The 16,316-nt window shown below is 48.3% G+C and carries 16 protein-coding genes; 11 read left to right on the plus strand and 5 right to left on the minus strand.

Annotated features, from left to right (window positions below):
* Positions 1-498: 498 nt before the first annotated feature.
* The 3 genes from PGL02S_RS11400 to PGL02S_RS11410 form a co-directional block, all read right to left on the minus strand.
* The gene (locus tag PGL02S_RS11400; RefSeq protein WP_051449224.1) at positions 499-1,020 is read right to left on the minus strand and encodes a DoxX family protein; all 522 of its coding nucleotides are present in this window, start codon (positions 1,018-1,020) and stop codon (positions 499-501) included.
* A 1,337-nt stretch (positions 1,021-2,357) separates the two neighbouring features.
* Complete coding sequence (locus PGL02S_RS11405; RefSeq protein ID WP_036640924.1) at positions 2,358-2,882, minus strand: DoxX family protein; 525 nt, start codon at positions 2,880-2,882, stop codon at positions 2,358-2,360.
* 261 nt (positions 2,883-3,143) lie between these two features.
* Positions 3,144-3,680: a DoxX family protein gene (locus PGL02S_RS11410; protein WP_036640836.1), complete on the minus strand. Its 537-nt coding sequence runs from the start codon at positions 3,678-3,680 to the stop codon at positions 3,144-3,146.
* A gap of 545 nt (positions 3,681-4,225) precedes the next feature.
* Between PGL02S_RS11410 and PGL02S_RS11415 the strand changes: the two genes are divergently transcribed.
* From PGL02S_RS11415 to PGL02S_RS11440, 6 genes are all read left to right on the plus strand, one after another.
* On the plus strand, positions 4,226-4,675 hold the full coding sequence (locus tag PGL02S_RS11415; protein ID WP_036640835.1) for a hypothetical protein: 450 nt from the start codon (positions 4,226-4,228) through the stop codon (positions 4,673-4,675).
* Between the two features lie 495 nt (positions 4,676-5,170).
* Positions 5,171-6,301, plus strand: a complete 1,131-nt coding sequence (locus PGL02S_RS11420) for a DUF3048 domain-containing protein (protein WP_036640833.1) — start codon at positions 5,171-5,173, stop codon at positions 6,299-6,301.
* Between the two features lie 230 nt (positions 6,302-6,531).
* On the plus strand, positions 6,532-7,146 hold the full coding sequence (locus PGL02S_RS11425; protein WP_006208326.1) for a DUF47 domain-containing protein: 615 nt from the start codon (positions 6,532-6,534) through the stop codon (positions 7,144-7,146).
* A gap of 14 nt (positions 7,147-7,160) precedes the next feature.
* Entirely contained in the window at positions 7,161-8,150 is a 990-nt protein-coding gene (locus PGL02S_RS11430) for an inorganic phosphate transporter (protein WP_036640832.1), read from the plus strand.
* A gap of 114 nt (positions 8,151-8,264) precedes the next feature.
* Positions 8,265-9,221, plus strand: coding sequence for a magnesium/cobalt transporter CorA (gene corA, locus PGL02S_RS11435; protein ID WP_036640831.1), 957 nt, complete (start codon positions 8,265-8,267; stop codon positions 9,219-9,221).
* Between the two features lie 198 nt (positions 9,222-9,419).
* Positions 9,420-9,785 (plus strand): YrhK family protein, encoded by a 366-nt coding sequence (locus PGL02S_RS11440; protein ID WP_036640922.1) that lies wholly within the window; start codon positions 9,420-9,422, stop codon positions 9,783-9,785.
* 214 nt (positions 9,786-9,999) lie between these two features.
* Here the strand turns inward: PGL02S_RS11440 and PGL02S_RS11445 are convergent, their stop codons facing one another.
* Entirely contained in the window at positions 10,000-10,617 is a 618-nt protein-coding gene (locus tag PGL02S_RS11445; RefSeq protein WP_036640830.1) for a hypothetical protein, read from the minus strand.
* A gap of 290 nt (positions 10,618-10,907) precedes the next feature.
* On the opposite strand from PGL02S_RS11445, the gene PGL02S_RS11450 reads away from it, so the two are divergent.
* The 4 genes from PGL02S_RS11450 (at position 10,908) to rlmD (ending at position 14,895) form a co-directional block, all read left to right on the plus strand.
* Positions 10,908-11,198, plus strand: coding sequence for a YerC/YecD family TrpR-related protein (locus PGL02S_RS11450; RefSeq protein ID WP_006208331.1), 291 nt, complete (start codon positions 10,908-10,910; stop codon positions 11,196-11,198).
* Between the two features lie 4 nt (positions 11,199-11,202).
* Positions 11,203-11,967: a sirohydrochlorin chelatase gene (locus PGL02S_RS11455; RefSeq protein WP_036640829.1), complete on the plus strand. Its 765-nt coding sequence runs from the start codon at positions 11,203-11,205 to the stop codon at positions 11,965-11,967.
* A gap of 18 nt (positions 11,968-11,985) precedes the next feature.
* Positions 11,986-12,867 carry a diacylglycerol kinase gene (locus PGL02S_RS11460; RefSeq protein WP_006208333.1) on the plus strand — a complete coding sequence of 294 codons (882 nt, stop codon included), beginning with the start codon at positions 11,986-11,988 and terminating at the stop codon, positions 12,865-12,867.
* Between the two features lie 519 nt (positions 12,868-13,386).
* Positions 13,387-14,895: a 23S rRNA (uracil(1939)-C(5))-methyltransferase RlmD gene (gene rlmD / locus PGL02S_RS11465; protein WP_036640828.1), complete on the plus strand. Its 1,509-nt coding sequence runs from the start codon at positions 13,387-13,389 to the stop codon at positions 14,893-14,895.
* A gap of 263 nt (positions 14,896-15,158) precedes the next feature.
* Here rlmD and PGL02S_RS11470 read toward each other — a convergent pair whose 3' ends face one another.
* Positions 15,159-15,566 carry a DUF6979 family protein gene (locus tag PGL02S_RS11470; protein WP_006208335.1) on the minus strand — a complete coding sequence of 136 codons (408 nt, stop codon included), beginning with the start codon at positions 15,564-15,566 and terminating at the stop codon, positions 15,159-15,161.
* A 231-nt stretch (positions 15,567-15,797) separates the two neighbouring features.
* Between PGL02S_RS11470 and PGL02S_RS11475 the strand changes: the two genes are divergently transcribed.
* The gene (locus tag PGL02S_RS11475; RefSeq protein ID WP_081742786.1) at positions 15,798-16,310 is read left to right on the plus strand and encodes a VUT family protein; all 513 of its coding nucleotides are present in this window, start codon (positions 15,798-15,800) and stop codon (positions 16,308-16,310) included.
* The last annotated feature ends 6 nt before the right edge of the window (positions 16,311-16,316 follow it).

The raw sequence follows: 16,316 nt of genomic DNA on the forward strand, positions 1-16,316 counted from the left end.
TTTACTTTTTGCTCGCAATTGGGGGATCTATCGGACACACGATAGGGTTGGGCCGGGTTGTATCCGGACCTCAGATCCGCTATTTTTACTTTTTGCTCGCAATTGGGGGATCTATCGGACACACGATCCGTTAAATTGCGGATATCACGTAAAATGAGGGGCTAATTCGATGAATAACGGATCTCTGGTCCGTTAGTGTTAAAGAAAAGGTGGTTTTGGTCAAAATAAGGTCCGCTGAGTCCGCTAAAATTGAAGTAACTAGTCAGTGCCTTATAAAGTAACGCTCGAAAGAAAGTACAAGCTCGTATGCAAAACTCGAACGTATGCTAAACCTTGAACGTATGCTAAACCTCGAATGTATGCTAGACCTTGCTCAAATGTATGCCCCAACGCATGCCAGAACAAAAACAGCCCGGCTTGATTGCTCAAGTCGGGCTGTTAATCAATAGGTTAGATCCTTTAAGTTTTAGTTGCTTACTATATTAAGCCGTTTGTTTTTTAGCGGTGTAGGGGTGTTGCCGTCGCCTTGGTTGTTTTGTGCGTTACTTTGTTCCACAGGCCGCGAAGGTAGGGGAGTACCCAACGGTCGAGACCGATTTTACCGGCATTGGCTGCTGCGACGATGATCAGTACCTCTAGCAGTAACATTTGGGCGTTGGTGCTCACCGTGCCCGAAAAGAGGAACGCGGCATTCATGACAAGTCCCATCAGTGCGGCGAAGGTAGTGAAGGTACCAAGGATCAGCCCGACCCCTACGAGGAACTCGCCCATCGGTATGATGAAGTTGAAGATTTTCACGCCTGGCAGTGCTGCATGTTCCAGGAATGCTGCCCACCAGCCTTGCACGGCTGGATGATCTCCGGTTGCCTTGGCAATCGCGCCTTGCAGGAACCCGCCTGCTTCAAAACCGCCCGTCAATTTCCCCCAGCCTGCGACCATCCACTCATAACCGATGTAGACCCGAATGAAGGTCAGAAGCCACATTGCAATTTTGTTTGTTCTCAGCCAGTTGTTAAACATATAAACCACTCCTTAAAAGTATGATTTCTTTTTTATGAAAGCTTCCTTGCTGGTTCTCGGATGTGTTGAAGTTGTGCGCTGGTGTTGATTTAGGAAGATGATCATCTCTTTCATGTCTTTATTATAAGTGAAATAAATCACAATATATGTGATAAAAATCACATTTGTGATTAATATCATAAAAAATAATCATCTTGGGGAAATGGAAGCATGTGCAGGAGTAAGAGTATGAGAACTCAAGAGCAGTAGGATAGAGGAGTAGGAGTGGAGAGCAGTCGGTATACAGGATGGAGCGCAGATGTAGAAAGTAAGTGAAGATGCAGAATGTTGGTGTGCAAAGGGCAGTAGTAGGAGGGAGCATGAGCCGGTGCAGAAGTGTGGAGGAATAGTAGGAATAGAGTAGAGGCCAGTAAGCAGAATGAAGTTCAAATGTAGAAACTAGTCGAAGGAGCAGGGAGTTAATGTGCTTAGGGCAGTGTCAGGAATTGTACATGAGCGAACAGGGCAGCGGTGTACAGGAAGATGATTAGGGGAGCTGTATGTTGGATGAAGTTAGATGTAGAAAGTACTTGAAGGTGATGTGCAAGGTAAGGGAGCAGGAAATTGGTGTGCAAAGGGCAGTGGCAAGAGTGCGGATGAGTAAGGCGGTAGTGTAGAGGAATAGGATTAGGGACAACCGTACGTAGGATGAAGTGTAGATGTAGCAAACGTATGTGAAGGTGCTTGAAGTTGGTGTGCTAGGCAGTGGCAGGAGTGCGCTCATTAGCAGGAGTAAGCAGGAAGTCGTAAGTTGTGGGTGCATATGTGCAGAAATAGTCTAACATGTGAATGCGGTATACATATAGATCAAGGGTCGTACGGAGAGGAAGGATTGCCTGATAAGATACGGATGACCGGGATGGAATGCCGCAGTCACCCGTTGGTGTGAGTGGAGCACGAAGCTGTTCCGTACTGTGCCTCAACTAATGAGCAGAACAATTGCGTATCAACACAGCAGGAGCAAGCTCCCAGGCTCCAAGTAAGAGAAAGAGCGGGTACTTAAGCTAAGGAGTAGGCGTAATGATCAGAACGACTGCATTTTCCAGTCTAGCAGGAGCAGTACATTCATGTTTTAAGCTGGCAAAGAAGTGGTTCACTGCTGTAAGCGACAGAGGGGAAAAGCCCGGATAATATACTTAAAATCAAGCGAATGAGTCGACTCAGACAGCAGAGGAGCCAAGCGCCACCTGATCGAGGAAAAAGATAACCACATTAAAGCTGGAGTTAAGCTGGTATTACGGAACCTATTGATTTTGTTCTGCTGTATGCCATTAGTGCTCCATCGGGACTCCTGCTACTCAGACTGTTTGCTTCTGAAGAGCAGAGGGATCGCTGCTGATTTTGACCCGGCGTGTGAATTTCTCCTGGAGATATGGCATAAGCCAGCGGTCAATACCGATCTTGCCGCCATTGGCAGCTGCGAGAATAATGAGGAATTCAAGCAGCAGGAGCTGACCATTGATACTGATGGAGCCCGAGAACAGGAACGCAGAGTTCATCACAAGCCCCATAAGTGCCGCGAACGCGGTAAACGTGCCGAGGATCAGACCGAGCCCAACGAGAAATTCACCAAGCGGAACGATAATGTTGAACCATTTGACGCCCGGCAGTGCGGCATGCTTCAGGAATACGGCCCACCAATCCTGAACCGCGGGTTGTTCTCCTGTAGATTTGGCAATCGCCCCTTGCATAAATCCGCTTGCATCAAAGCCTCCCGTTAACTTGCCCCAGCCTGCCGTCAACCACTTATACCCGACATACACCCGGATGACCGTCAGCAGCCACATTGCGATTTTGCTTGATTGCAACCATTGAATAAACACCAGCACCACTCCTCCATGAATAATCATTCTCTTTTTTGTTTTCAGATTTTTGCAAATTTGAAATTCGTTAAAGCGATGATAGCCGAAAAAAACAGCGACGATCTATTTAATGTCGTCTCTAATCAAATTATTCATATTTGCAAAAAACTGTATTTAAATACAGTATTCGCGTAAGGTGCGATTTGGCCTGGGTTCTTGGCATGAAAAAAAGATGACGGGAACCGACAGTTCCCATCATCTTTTCTATTGAATCAGACTATGTTAAGCTGTGCGCTTTTTAAAATTTGTTGTCGTTGTTTCAGGCTCGCTGGCGCGGTGCGTAATCCGGCCCCATACACCGCGGAGGTAAGGGAGTACCCAACGGTCAAACCCGATTTTACCGGCATTAGCAGCGGCGACGATGACCAGTACTTCAAGCAGCAGCATCTGGGCGTTGGTGCTTACTGTACCCGAGAAGAGGAACGCGGCGTTCATGACCAGTCCCATCAGTGCGGCGAAGGTGGTGAAGGTACCGAGGATCAGTCCGAGACCGACCAGGAATTCACCGAGTGGGATGATGAAGTTAAACAGGTTCACGCCCGGCAGTGCCGCATGTTCGAGGAACGCTGCCCACCAGCCTTGTACCGCCGGGTGATCGCCGCTTGCGTTGGCAATCGCGCCTTGCAGGAAACCTCCGGCATCAAAGCCGCCGGTTAGTTTACCCCAGCCTGCCGTCATCCACTCGTATCCGAGGTAGACCCGAATGATGGTCAGCAGCCACATTGCTAATTTGTTTGTTCTCAGCCAGTTGTTAAACATATAAACCACTCCTTAAGTGAGTTTTTGATTTTTGGTTGATTGCTGTGTTTCCGATGTCGATGTTGTGGGTTCTTGTTGTCTAGAAGTGATCACCTTCTCTATGTCTTTATTATAAGTGAAAATATTCACAATATATGTGATAAATATCACAAAGTTGTGAACGTTCCAGAATAAGCACTGGGTAAGAATATGACAAACATGAAGACTAAGGCAATTGGTGAAGAATCTTGGCACAGATTGGTAGGGATAACGATTGTCAATGGTGAAAGTACGATGACACAATCAAATGTGATTTATAAAAAGACTCCTGAATTTAATAATTTAGCACATTATTGTTATCTGTTTAGAGATAGTACTTCCCAATATAGAGAATGGCTCTTAACGTGGAATTATTACGGTCTAGTGTTTAAAAGTGCTAGCTAACATCAAATACAAGAGGTTGTAATAGCACGTTCTATATCTAAAGTTGTCAAGACAGTAACAATAAAATAAACTAACTACATGTTCATGTAGTTAGTTTATTTTATAAGGAGGGAGAATGAATAATGACTATTAAAAAAAAGTACATAAAGGTCTTTCTATTTTTTCTCTTTATAATATTGATTATTGGGACAATTTATTATTTTCGCCCACAAAGTGCGAACGACGTGTTTGAATTGAAAAACGTGGAGAAAATAAATTTTAATGTAAGATTTGATGAAATTAAAGATAGTAAGTTTTTAAATACTGAAATTAGTGGAGAAGATGCAGATTATTTTATCCATTTATTAGAACTCTCCAAGTACCGAAGAGTTTTAGGTGGGACGAATATTCAAAGTCAAACAAATGCATATGATATCGTAATAGTTAATAAGTCAAACAATTATTCAATTGTGATTAATGATAGAGGCTATGTAGTTGTTGAAGTTAGTAATAATGAGAAAAAATATAAGATCTTAAGTTCAAGAAGCGACACACTGATAAAATTAATAGACGATATGCTAATGACTAAATAGTTTTCTCTCTATATTAGTATTGGCTTAAAGTACACTTAAATGTCTAAAGCTTCATATTCTGTTTGTACCATCTTGCAGTCTAATACTGGCATGTTTAATATTCTCACTATCTCATTGAGGTGCAGCATGAATGAGAAGTAAGTCATTTTAGAAATTACTGAAAAAAGAAGCTAACACCTTACTAAGTATGAAAAAATGCTAATACGTGGGAGGATAAATGCACGCATCAGAAGTCGCGGATACCGCGGCTTTTTTTATAGCTCACGTCAAGAACTTATACTTGTTTGCTAGATAATCCATTCCTCGTAATCCGAAAATAATAGCCAACTCCGTGAAGGAGATTCATGAGCCGATTGTATCCCTTCTTTATACAGACAAATCACGGATCTTGTGATTAAATGTAAATTAAAGTTGAAACGTCGGTTGGAAATTTCCGGTAAAAGGGTTGGAATATTAGGGTAATAAGTAACGGGAGCGTTCATAGGGGGAAACAATATGCTTAGCAAAGGGTCTTTGTCTTTCAAGAGGTTCGCATGGAGGACGAGCTTGTTGTCGATTGCGGCTGTACTGCTGCTGTCAGCATGCAATGGGGATAAGAAGGCGGAGCCTGCTCCGACACCGGAGGTGGAGGCTCCAATGGAGCAGCCGGCAGAAGAAACGCAGGAGAATACGTCTTCTCCTTATCACGCACCTCTGACGGGATTGCCGTTAGAAGCGTCACTGACGCAGAGGCCGCTGGCCGTTATGATCAATAACGCACCAGCCGCTAGGCCGCAGTCGGGTCTGGGACAAGCGGATATGGTATATGAAGTTCTGGCGGAGGGAGGAATCACGAGACTGATCGGCATCTTTCAAAGCCAGTCTGGGATCGAGGAGATCGGACCGATTCGCAGTATCCGCCCTTATCTGATTAATCTGGGCGAGAGCTATGGCGGCGTTCTTGTGCATGCAGGAGGCAGCCCTGAAGCTTATACGATCATTCAACAGCAGCGCAAGCAGGACATGGATGAGATCGGAAATGCAGGGGCCTATTTCTGGAGAGCCAACAACCGCAAAGCTCCGCATAATTTGTATTCCAGCGACGAGAAGCTCCGCGAAGGAGCGGCCAAGCTCAATTACGGCAACGATGTGCAGGTGCCGCAGTATACGTTCTATCCGGAGACGATTGCAACAAGCGGCGACGGGGCAGAGGGCACTGAACCCGTGGAGGGGGTTTCCGGCGAACCCGCAGAGAAGGTCGAAATCAAATTTTTACTGGACAGCTATGTGGTGGATTATCAGTACGACGGCTCCTCGAATACGTACAAACGGTCGGTCAATGGATCGCCGCACGTGGATCTCAACGATAACGTACAGCTTGAGGCTGCGAATGTGATTGTCCTCGGGGCAGACCATAAGGTGCTGGATGATGTGGGCAGACTTGCCGTGAACGTGGAAGCCGGCGGGGAAGCGATGCTGTTCCAGCGTGGAGAGGTCATTACGGGCCAGTGGGCAAGAGCTGCGGGTGATGCGATCCGTTTTGTGAAGGACGGCAAGGAAGTGCCGCTGGTTCCGGGAACGACGTATTTCAACATTGTGCCGAATGCGCCTTCTTTTGAAAGCCATGTCACGATCTCGAATCCTTAGGTCGCAAGTTCGGATAATGGACACGGTTTTGGGATAATTTGCACGCTTACGGAGATGTTAATAGGCAAGGGAAATGGAATGATATCCATACATTAACTTAGCTGTTGTTTTCTCACATTTTTGAGTGTTACTTTTCTATACACACCCTGCCATGGATGTGATAAGATATTCAAGGTTGTCTTATCTTTAAGGACGTTCGCGGCAATTTATCGAAAAAAGGGGTTAAGAGTATGAAATTGAAGAAGAAGGATATATTCTTCCAAACACTGGAGAATATGGCCGATACGGTGGTACAAGCCGCAGATTATTTTTCGCAGCACGTTTCCAATCTTCAGGATGTGCTTGAATTTGCCAACGAAATGAAGAGATATGAGTCGCAGTGTGATACCTATACACATACAATTATCACCGAGCTCAACAAAACGTTTATCACGCCAATCGAACGCGACGATATTATGGACCTGACAACCAGTTTGGACGATGTGATGGACGGACTGGAGGCTACGGCATCCCGATTCTATATGTATCAGTTGGGTAAACCTGATGAATACATGGTGCAGTTTGCGGAAATTCTGCGTCAATCGGCTTATGAAATCCAGAAAGCCATTCATTTGCTCTCCCAGAAAAAACTTCTGGCTATTCGTGAGTACACGATTCGCCTGAACGATCTGGAGAACCAAGGCGACGAACTGCTGCGCATCAGCATCAAGGATCTGTTCGCTACGGTATCTGACCCGATTCTGCTGATCAAGAAAAAAGAGATTTACGAACGACTTGAGACAACCACGGACACCTGCGAAGACGTGGCTAATATGCTGGAATCCATCATTATGCGCAACTCGTAAGGGAGTCCTGAACTATGGATACAACGATGGTAGTACTAGTAATTGTTGTTTTTTTGGCGCTTGCATTTGACTTCATTAACGGGTTCCATGATACGGCTAATGCCATAGCAACATCGGTATCAACCCGGGCTTTGAAGCCGCGTGCGGCAATTTTACTTGCAGCCGGCATGAACTTTGTCGGTGCGATGATGTTTACCGGCGTTGCCAAGACGATAGGGGGCAGCGTGGCGGATCCCGCAGCACTGGACAACGGTCTGCAGGTTGTGATTGCAACCCTGCTGTCAGCGATTATCTGGAACCTGGTCACCTGGTGGTTTGGTTTGCCGTCATCTTCTTCCCATGCTCTGATCGGAGCTTTGGCAGGGGCGGTATTCGTTGGAGCGGGTAGTGATAAGCTGAATTATGGCGGATTTACCGATATTGTGCTTGCGCTCATCCTGTCACCCATTATCGCGTTTGTTATCGGTTATCTGGTGATGCAGCTGCTAAAAGTCATCTTTGCGAAACGCAGTCCGCATACGGTGAACAAAGGCTTCCGTACCATGCAGATTTTTACCGCGGCACTGCAATCCTTCACGCACGGTACCAATGATGCACAGAAGGCGATGGGGATTATCACCTTTGCCCTGGTTACGTCAGGTCAACTGTCCGAGATGGAAGTTCCATTCTGGGTTAAACTCTCTGCAGCTACGGCGATGGCCCTTGGGACCTCGGTAGGTGGCTGGAAGATCATCAAAACCATGGGCACGAAGATTTTCAAAATCGAGCCGATCAACGGATTCGCCGCTGATTTCACGGGAGCATCCGTTATCTTTACGGCAACGCTGCTTCACTTGCCAATCAGTACGACGCATGCGATCACATCGGCCATACTCGGGGTAGGTTCAGCGAAACGCTTCTCCGCTGTAAAATGGTCCCTGGCAGGACGTATTATTGTAACCTGGTTTATTACCATTCCGATTACGGCTGTGCTGGCAGGCATCATATTTAAAATTCTTTTCTAAACCAATTAATGCTACATTACACATAGATTATGGATAGTTGTGGGGCCAATCAGGAATCGATTGGCTTTTTTTGTTCAAAGAAACAGCAGGTGCAGGGAAGGGGAGAATGCTAACATGATTCGCACATTAGCCATTACGCCAAGCTATGAAACGGTCACCGGACTTTCACTCGAAGAGATCCGAATGGAGGACTACGCCTGGATCTGGGCGGATTTCAGCAATCCCACGCCGGAGGAAGCGCGGCTGCTGGAGCGTTATTTTCACTTTCATCCGCTGGCGGTGGAGGACTGTCTGCACATTCTGCAGCGGCCCAAGCTGGATTATTACGAACAGACGAAGTTTTTTGTCCTGCATGCACTTCAGCCGGATACGCTGCAGGCGGTGGAGGTGGATCTGTTTCTGGGCCCTGCGTTTGTGGTCTCCTACCACCAGCAGGAGCTATCCGAAATGGATGATGCCTGGGAACGGGTGACCTCGGTCGCCGGCAAGGGACCGCTCGGTCAGGATGGTCCAAGCTTTACGGCATATACTATTATGGATAAGCTGGTGGATCAGTATTTCCCGAGCCTGTTCGCCATAGAGGACGAGCTGGCCGAGCTCGAAAGCCAAGGGGAGAAGGATTCCGTTGAGGACCTGATGAATCAGGTGTTTGCGCTTCGCTCCAGACTGCTGCGCCTGCGGCGGACGGTCGTGCCGATGCGGGATCTGCTGTACCGGATCGTGAACTCGCAGCATATGGAGCATCACGCGCACCATGCCTATTTTTCCGATATCTATGATCACCTGCTGAAGCTGGCGGACATGATTGAGGCGGACCGCGAGATGACGGCGGATCTTCGGGACAGTTACATATCGGTGAATTCGAACCGGATGAACACGATTATGAAAACACTCACGGTCATCACGACCATATTCATGCCGCTCACCCTGATCGCCGGGATTTACGGGATGAATTTTGAGAATATGCCGGAGCTTGGGTGGCATTATGGATATTTCCTTGTGCTTCTGCTGATGTTTGTGCTCGGCGGAGGCATGGTGACGTGGTTTATTCGGCGAGGCTGGTTTAAATAAGAAGGTTCGTGGACGTGAAGTGGTTAAGCTCTTCTGAATCAGACGGACTTCCTGCCAGTGTCTCTGCCGTTCCAAGTTTTAGGTAAATGTTGATCGGATCATCGGGGAGGGTTGTCCTTCATAAAAAAGGCGAATGCTGAATCGCTGTGGTTCTTGTTCTTCCGTAAGGGGTATAAGCTTGCTGAGGGGGGACTGCATATGAAGCCTGGGCTCAAACCACATCCCAAGAAGCGTACATCGCGTCACCAAGATGAGCCTGTTCGTAACCGGCTCCTGCGCCGGATGTTCCGCTCGGCCTGGAAACGAAAGCGTAAGCTGGCCGTTACGAACCGTTACGAGGTTGGCATGGTCATCAGCGAAATTATGACAGGGCTGTTGTTCATTGCGGGCAGCATTCTGATGTTCTATCCGCAGATGAAGCGGATTGCGACGGTGCTGTATCTGCTGGGCAGCATTACGATGCTGCTGCGTTCTGGTCTGCGCGGCTCTTATTGGTTCCGCTTGAAGTCACTCGAGAGCGACGAGCAGCAAGAAGCCGGTCCCGAAGGGGACTGGACGCGCTGAATAGGATCATATTTTAGGAAAAAAGATAGGGCTCCAGTCTGGAATTGACAGACCGGAGCCTACTTCGTCATGTATGAGCTTGCTATTTATCCCGCCTGTTGTTCGCTAAGGCGCAGCTGCGCTGTTGGTCAGAGCAGATCGTCTCAGCTGTTCAGAGGCTGTGGTCTTGCTGAAATGCGCGGTGCTGGTGCTGATGCCGAGATTTCACTTCAGATTAACGACGACGTCTGCCTTTGCGTGATCCTGAGCTTTTGCGCGAGCCGGAATGTCGTCTGCCCCCCGAGGACCGGCGTTTCCGCGGTCTGTATTCGTAGTCGTCGTTCTGGTCCGTGTATGCCGTGGATGATCCGCGGCCGCCCTTCTTCTTCGTGAACGCGCCTGCAAGCAGGGAAACCATGGGCGCAAGCTGCTGGAAGCCCTGCATGACCTTCTGTACCTTGCCGATGTTGTTAACCAACCCGTCGATGCCCCCCATCCGATCGATGAGGCCCTTGACGTCACTCAGATTGTTGACCCCGAGGCCGCCAAGGAGTTTGCTTATTCCGCCTCCACTCCCGCTGCCGCCTCCGCCGAGGAGACTTGCCAGACCCCCGCCGCCAGAGTTGCTGGATGGTGTTAGAGCCGAAGCCGAAGCCTCCATGCCCGGTACAGGCAGCGTATCGTTTGAAAGAGCGTCAGCGTATGGATACAGATTGGATTCGCCGACTTCTGGAAAATCGCTGTATGGAGAAATACCGGGGTATGACGTTGGCTCCTGCGGCAGTGAATCATATTCGCTTAGCGAGCGCTTAGAGGAAGGTCGGCGATGATAATAGTGAGAATGACCAGTCATGATATCACTTTCCTTTGTGAGTTAAGATACTATACTGTATGATACGGGCGGGCGATGGGTTTAGGCGAATACCCCTATTTTCGGGATAGGAGCGGAATCGGGCGATGGCCTAGGAAGGTTTTGGCGTGTCCTTCGTTAGGTTAAAATAAGAGAGTACATCAGGGTGAATGACCTCTCGTAATGGTTGTCCTGCAGTGCGTGAAATCGTTAATGCTTGAAAAGACTATATCCGCTCGGGTACAATGGGAGTGCGAGTGTTATACACAGTAACAATAGGGGATGATCATCCAGTGCAATTAAAGAAGTTAAATGATAAAAGCATCGATCAATTATTCGAAGCTGTATTAACCCTGAGCAGTGTGGAAGAATGCTATGTATTCTTCGATGATCTCTGCACCGTGAACGAAATCCAGTCCTTGTCACAACGGCTCGAAGTAGCGCGTATGCTTGGCAAGGGTTGCACATACAACCAGATTGAAGCAGAAACGGGAGCAAGCACCGCAACCATCTCGCGTGTGAAGCGTTGCCTGAATTACGGCAATGACGGTTATAAAATGACGCTGGAGCGTTTAGGGCGTTAACACCATGACGAAGCCGGGTGTGCTGGTCATTAGTCATGGTTCGCGTGAACAGAACTGGGTGTCGCTGGTGGACGAAGCCGTCCACGAATTGGCGTCCCGCATGGATATACCTGTCGTATCTTCCTATCTGGAATTGGTAGAAGGCCGTCTGATTCAGGACGGCATTACGGCCTTGGAGGATCAGGGTGTCACTGACATCGTGGTCATTCCGTTATTTGTCTCGTCCGGCAGCACACATGTTGACGAAATAGCTTATGCTATAGGAGCGAAGGCTGTTCCGGACATGGAAACCGACCTTGCGCCGTTCAGGGTACGATCCCGGATTCACTTCGGTGCGCCGATGGATGACGACCCCGAGATTGCCGCAATGGTATGGGATAAAGTAAGAGAGCTGTCCGTGAATCCGGCGAAGGAGGTCATTCTTCTTGTCGGACACGGCAGCAGGCATGATCTGTTTCGCCGCCGCTGGGAAAAGGGTATTAACTCATTGGCACGGCGAGTTAGCGAAGTAAGCGGTACAAGCGCGGATTATGCCTTACTCAGTCCCGGCGATGTGCGGGACAAAGTGACAGCATGGATGGAGCGCGGCTGCGATGTGATCGTAGCTCCGCTTTTTTTGAGTGAGGGGTATTTTACGGAGAAGGTTATACCCAATCGGCTCGAGGGGCTTGAATGCCGGTATACCGGCAGGACTTTGCTTCCACACCCGCTGCTTCCGCAGTGGATGGAGTCGCAGGCCAAACTTCTTCTTCAATCCTTGAAATCATAAGTAGGTGGCGTATCGTTAATGAGAAGTGCAAGGTTAATCTATAATCCAACCTCCGGCCGGGAGGAGATGAAGCGTCGGCTTGCTGATATTTTGGACCGTCTGGACAGTGCTGGCATTGAAACCTCCAGTCATGCTACCAAGGGGGAGGGAGATGCTACCCGTGAAGCTGCAGATGCTGTAGAGCGGGGGTACGATCTTGTGATTGCCGCCGGAGGCGACGGAACGATCAATGAAGTCATCAACGGGATGGCTGGCAGGGATAACCTTCCGCCGCTCGGCATATTCCCTATGGGGACCACGAATGATTTTGCACGGGCACTCGGCATCTCGAAGAACTGGGAGGAGTACTGCGATCTGGTGATTCGAGGCGAGACGCGTCCGATTGACGTGGGCAAAGCCAATGATCGCTACTTCATTAATATAGCGGGCGGTGGTACGCTGACCGAGCTCACCTACGAGGTGCCGAGCAAGCTGAAGACGATGATCGGGCAGCTGGCGTATTATTTGAAGGGGATCGAGAAAATGGTCAGCCTTACGCCGCAGGAGCTCATCATCAACGCCAGCGGTCATGAGGCGATCCATGACGAGTTCATGGTGTTCCTCATTGCCAACAGCAACTCGGTCGGCGGCTTCGACAAAATCGCGCCGGGCGCGAGCATTGACGACGGCCTGTTCGACGTCATTGCGCTGCGCAAGTGCAATCTGGCGGAGTTCGTGCGCGTCGCAACCCTCGCCCTGCGCGGCGAGCATATCAACGACAAGAAGGTCGTGCATTTCCGCACCGACTATATGGAGGTTGTCTCTCCCGGTCCGGTTCAGCTGAACCTGGACGGCGAGTTCGGCGGCGTCCTGCCGGGCACGTTCCGCGTCCTGCCGCAGCATTTAAGGATTTTTGGGTGAGATGGCGGTTGTGGGAGATGGCGTTAGTGTGCGTAGGAAGCGATAACTGACTGTTGGGCGATAGCATTGGGTGCATAAGACACGGTGGCCTGGCCGATAGTTGGGAGTCAGCGCCGAAGTGCTAACTAAGCAATACCCAAGGCTAGAGATAGCGCCGAGTGCGTATATGACTAATGATTGTTTTGTCTGAGTCAGTGTACTAGCCAGGATATCAGGGATAGGCAGGCGATTGAGGCGATGGGCCATTGGAAGAGATGGAACAGGCTGCGAATCGCCGTTAAGACTCCAGGCTGTTGTAAGTAAATGATTGGATTTGCAGGTTCTTGGATTGAATAACATAGGAAGCTCCCGTATAATGATGGACGTGAGCTTGTGCGATAAGCTCCCTTGGGGGAGCTTTTTGTTGTTTAAGTGAAGGAACAGTAACGGAGAGCATCCGCTTTTATTATGGATGATGATCCGATGGGGAATATAGAGTAGCAAGAGACAAGTTGAACGGAAAGAAGTGAACAGCACAACATGAAGAAGAACCGCAAGGGAAGCGACATGCGCCGCAGCGGCAAGCCGGCGGCGTCTTCGGCCGCCCTCCTGGACCTGCCGGTGGCCAAGAACGACGAGGTCGTGATCGATATTATAGGAATGAATCATGACGGGGAAGGAGTCGGCCGTGCGGATGGCTACACCCTGTTCGTTCAGGGCGCCCTGCCGGGCGAGAAGGCCCGGGTGAAGGTGCTTAAGACCAAGAAGCAGTATGGCTACGCCAAGCTGCTGGAGCTGGTCGAGCAGAGCCCAAACCGCATCGCTGCCCCGTGCCCGATCTACGACCAATGCGGCGGCTGCCAGCTGCAGCATATGAGTTACGCCGGACAGCTGGAGTGGAAGCGCCAGTTGGTGGTGGACAACCTGGAGCGGATCGGGAAGCTGCGGGTGGTGCGTGAGGCGGCAGGTGCTGGAGAGACGCGTGTGGAAGATGGACAAGATACTGGCAATTCAGATCGAGAGGGAATCCTCGTGCGTCCGACACTCGGCATGAGCGAGCCTTGGCGCTACCGCAACAAGTCCCAGGTACCTATCGGTGTAACGGAAGGTGGCTTGGTCGGCGGCTTTTACGCCCGCGGCAGCCACCGGATCGTCGACATGGAAACGTGCCTAATCCAACATGAACAGAACGACGAGGTCGTCAGCCGCGTCAAAGCCATTGGGCGGAAGCTAGGCATCACCGCCTACAATGAAGAGACAGGTCAGGGCTTGCTTCGCCATGTCGTGGTGAAGATCGGTTTTGCTACCCGGGAGATGATGATTGTACTCGTGACCAATGGCGAGCGGATTCCATGTGTTAACGAGTGGATCTCTGCTATTCGTGAGGAGCTCCCGGCTGTTGTGAGTGTTTGCCAAAATGTTAACACACGCAAAACGAACGTTATTTTCGGGGATGTGACCCGCGTCCTGTGGGGTCGTGAGGTCATCCATGACTATATAGGCGATGTGAAGTTCGCCATTTCCGCGCGTTCCTTCTATCAGGTGAACCCTGCCCAGACAGAAGTACTGTACGGTAAAACGGTGGAGTATGCAGGATTAACCGGAGCGGAGACCGTGATTGACGCCTATTGTGGCATTGGGACGATATCCCTGTTTTTGGCCCAACATGCCAAGAAGGTGTATGGGGTCGAAATCGTGAAGGAAGCGATCGAGGATGCGCGTGCGAATGCGGAACTGAACGGTATGAAGCATGTAGAGTTTGAAGTCGGCGCGTCCGAAGACGTGATTCCGCGCTGGAAAGAGCAGGGCATCGAGGCCGATGTCATCGTGGTTGATCCTCCGCGTAAAGGGTGCGACCCTCGCTTGCTGGAGACGATTCTTGAGATGAAGCCGGAGCGCGTGGTGTACGTGAGCTGTAATCCGTCTACGTTGGCAAGGGATCTGCGGGTGCTGAAGGATGGCGGATATCGCACGGTAGAGGTTACGCCGGTGGATATGTTTCCGCATACAGTGCATGTGGAGAGTGTGGCGGTGTTGATGAGGGATTGACGCAGGATTTTATCACCTCACATGAGTGGTATGCGATGCTCGAACAAGTTAGCAATTCATCACGATGGCCTATAAAGGTTGACGTGAACTCGTCTTGGCTCCTTTACAGGCGTGGCTATTCCCAAGGGGCGTGATGAAATGAAAAATAAGGGTAGAATTAGTATTCGATAGTATTACCGTCAATATGCATAATGTTCTAATTGATAGTCAGTTAGGAAGAAACGAAACAATTGGTAATAATTCTGATTGCCAACTTTGAAATTCTAAAGTGCGACAAGAGATTTATAAGGAACAATCAAATCATTTTTCCATAATGCCAAAACAACATCCATTTGAAAATTATGAGACTTAGGATTTCCATTCATAAGAGTTCGCCACAATTGAAGCGGTTTAAATGAAGCATATGCTTCATTCTCTGAAAGTAGTTTAACAGCTTCTACTGTATGGTCTTTGTTAGTGGAAGCTTTAAGAGGCTGTTTGATATGTGTCTGATACACATCTTTTATCAAACCTGCCTCGCATAATCCTAGAAAAGCACTTCTGGGACATGCCTTGGTCTTAATTGTAAAAAATTCTCTAGTCGCTATTTCCCATGCTTCTTCTGTATAGGAAACTTCACCAGAATGAATGAGTTCTACTGAACGAATAGCAGATTTACCATAATTGTTCAATTAAATAACCTCCATTTTTTCAACCAAGTTATAAGAAAAAAGTGTTCATATAATTATTCAACTTAAAGCAGAAAATTCCTCTCTCAATATTTTTTTTAGCAGAATGAGTCGAAATTTGTAGTTTTATTTTGTTTGGTGAGGGTAGCTCGGAACAAAAAGTGGTGTTATAATTAGAGGGTGACCGGACTGAAGAGGTGATGTAATATTAAATACTTTACGATATTAGCTTATTTGCTTGCTATTGTTTTATCAAATGTCGTAACAGCAGGAGTACCCCCATTTTTTGTTGGACCTTTTATTATTCCGGCAGGGACATTTATAATAGGGGCAACATTTATATTCCGCGATTTTGTACAAAATTTTGTTGGTAGGCGGAAGACCTATTTCCTCATTTTAATAGCAATGGTTTTATCAGCATTAACATCATATTTACTTGGTGATACACTTTGGATTGTATTTGCTTCAATCATTACATTTGCGGTATCTGAGACCACAGATACCGAAATCTATTCGCGCCTTAAACTACCTTTTCATATGAGGGTAGCATACAGTGGTATTGTTGGTGGAATACTAGATAGTATTATTTTTGTTATTGTGGGACTATCCCCACTGGGAGCTAATATTCTTCCCTGGAATGCTGTATTTCTGGCGATTGTTGGTCAAATCATTTTTAAGACATTGGTTCAAATACTTGCTGCAATTATTGTTAAAAATTTTTTTTTGAAACACACAAAAGCTGTTTAGAAATAG

This window comes from Paenibacillus glucanolyticus NBRC 15330 (genome assembly GCF_004000885.1).
GTDB classification, from domain to species: Bacteria; Bacillota; Bacilli; order Paenibacillales; family Paenibacillaceae; genus Paenibacillus_AQ; species Paenibacillus_AQ glucanolyticus.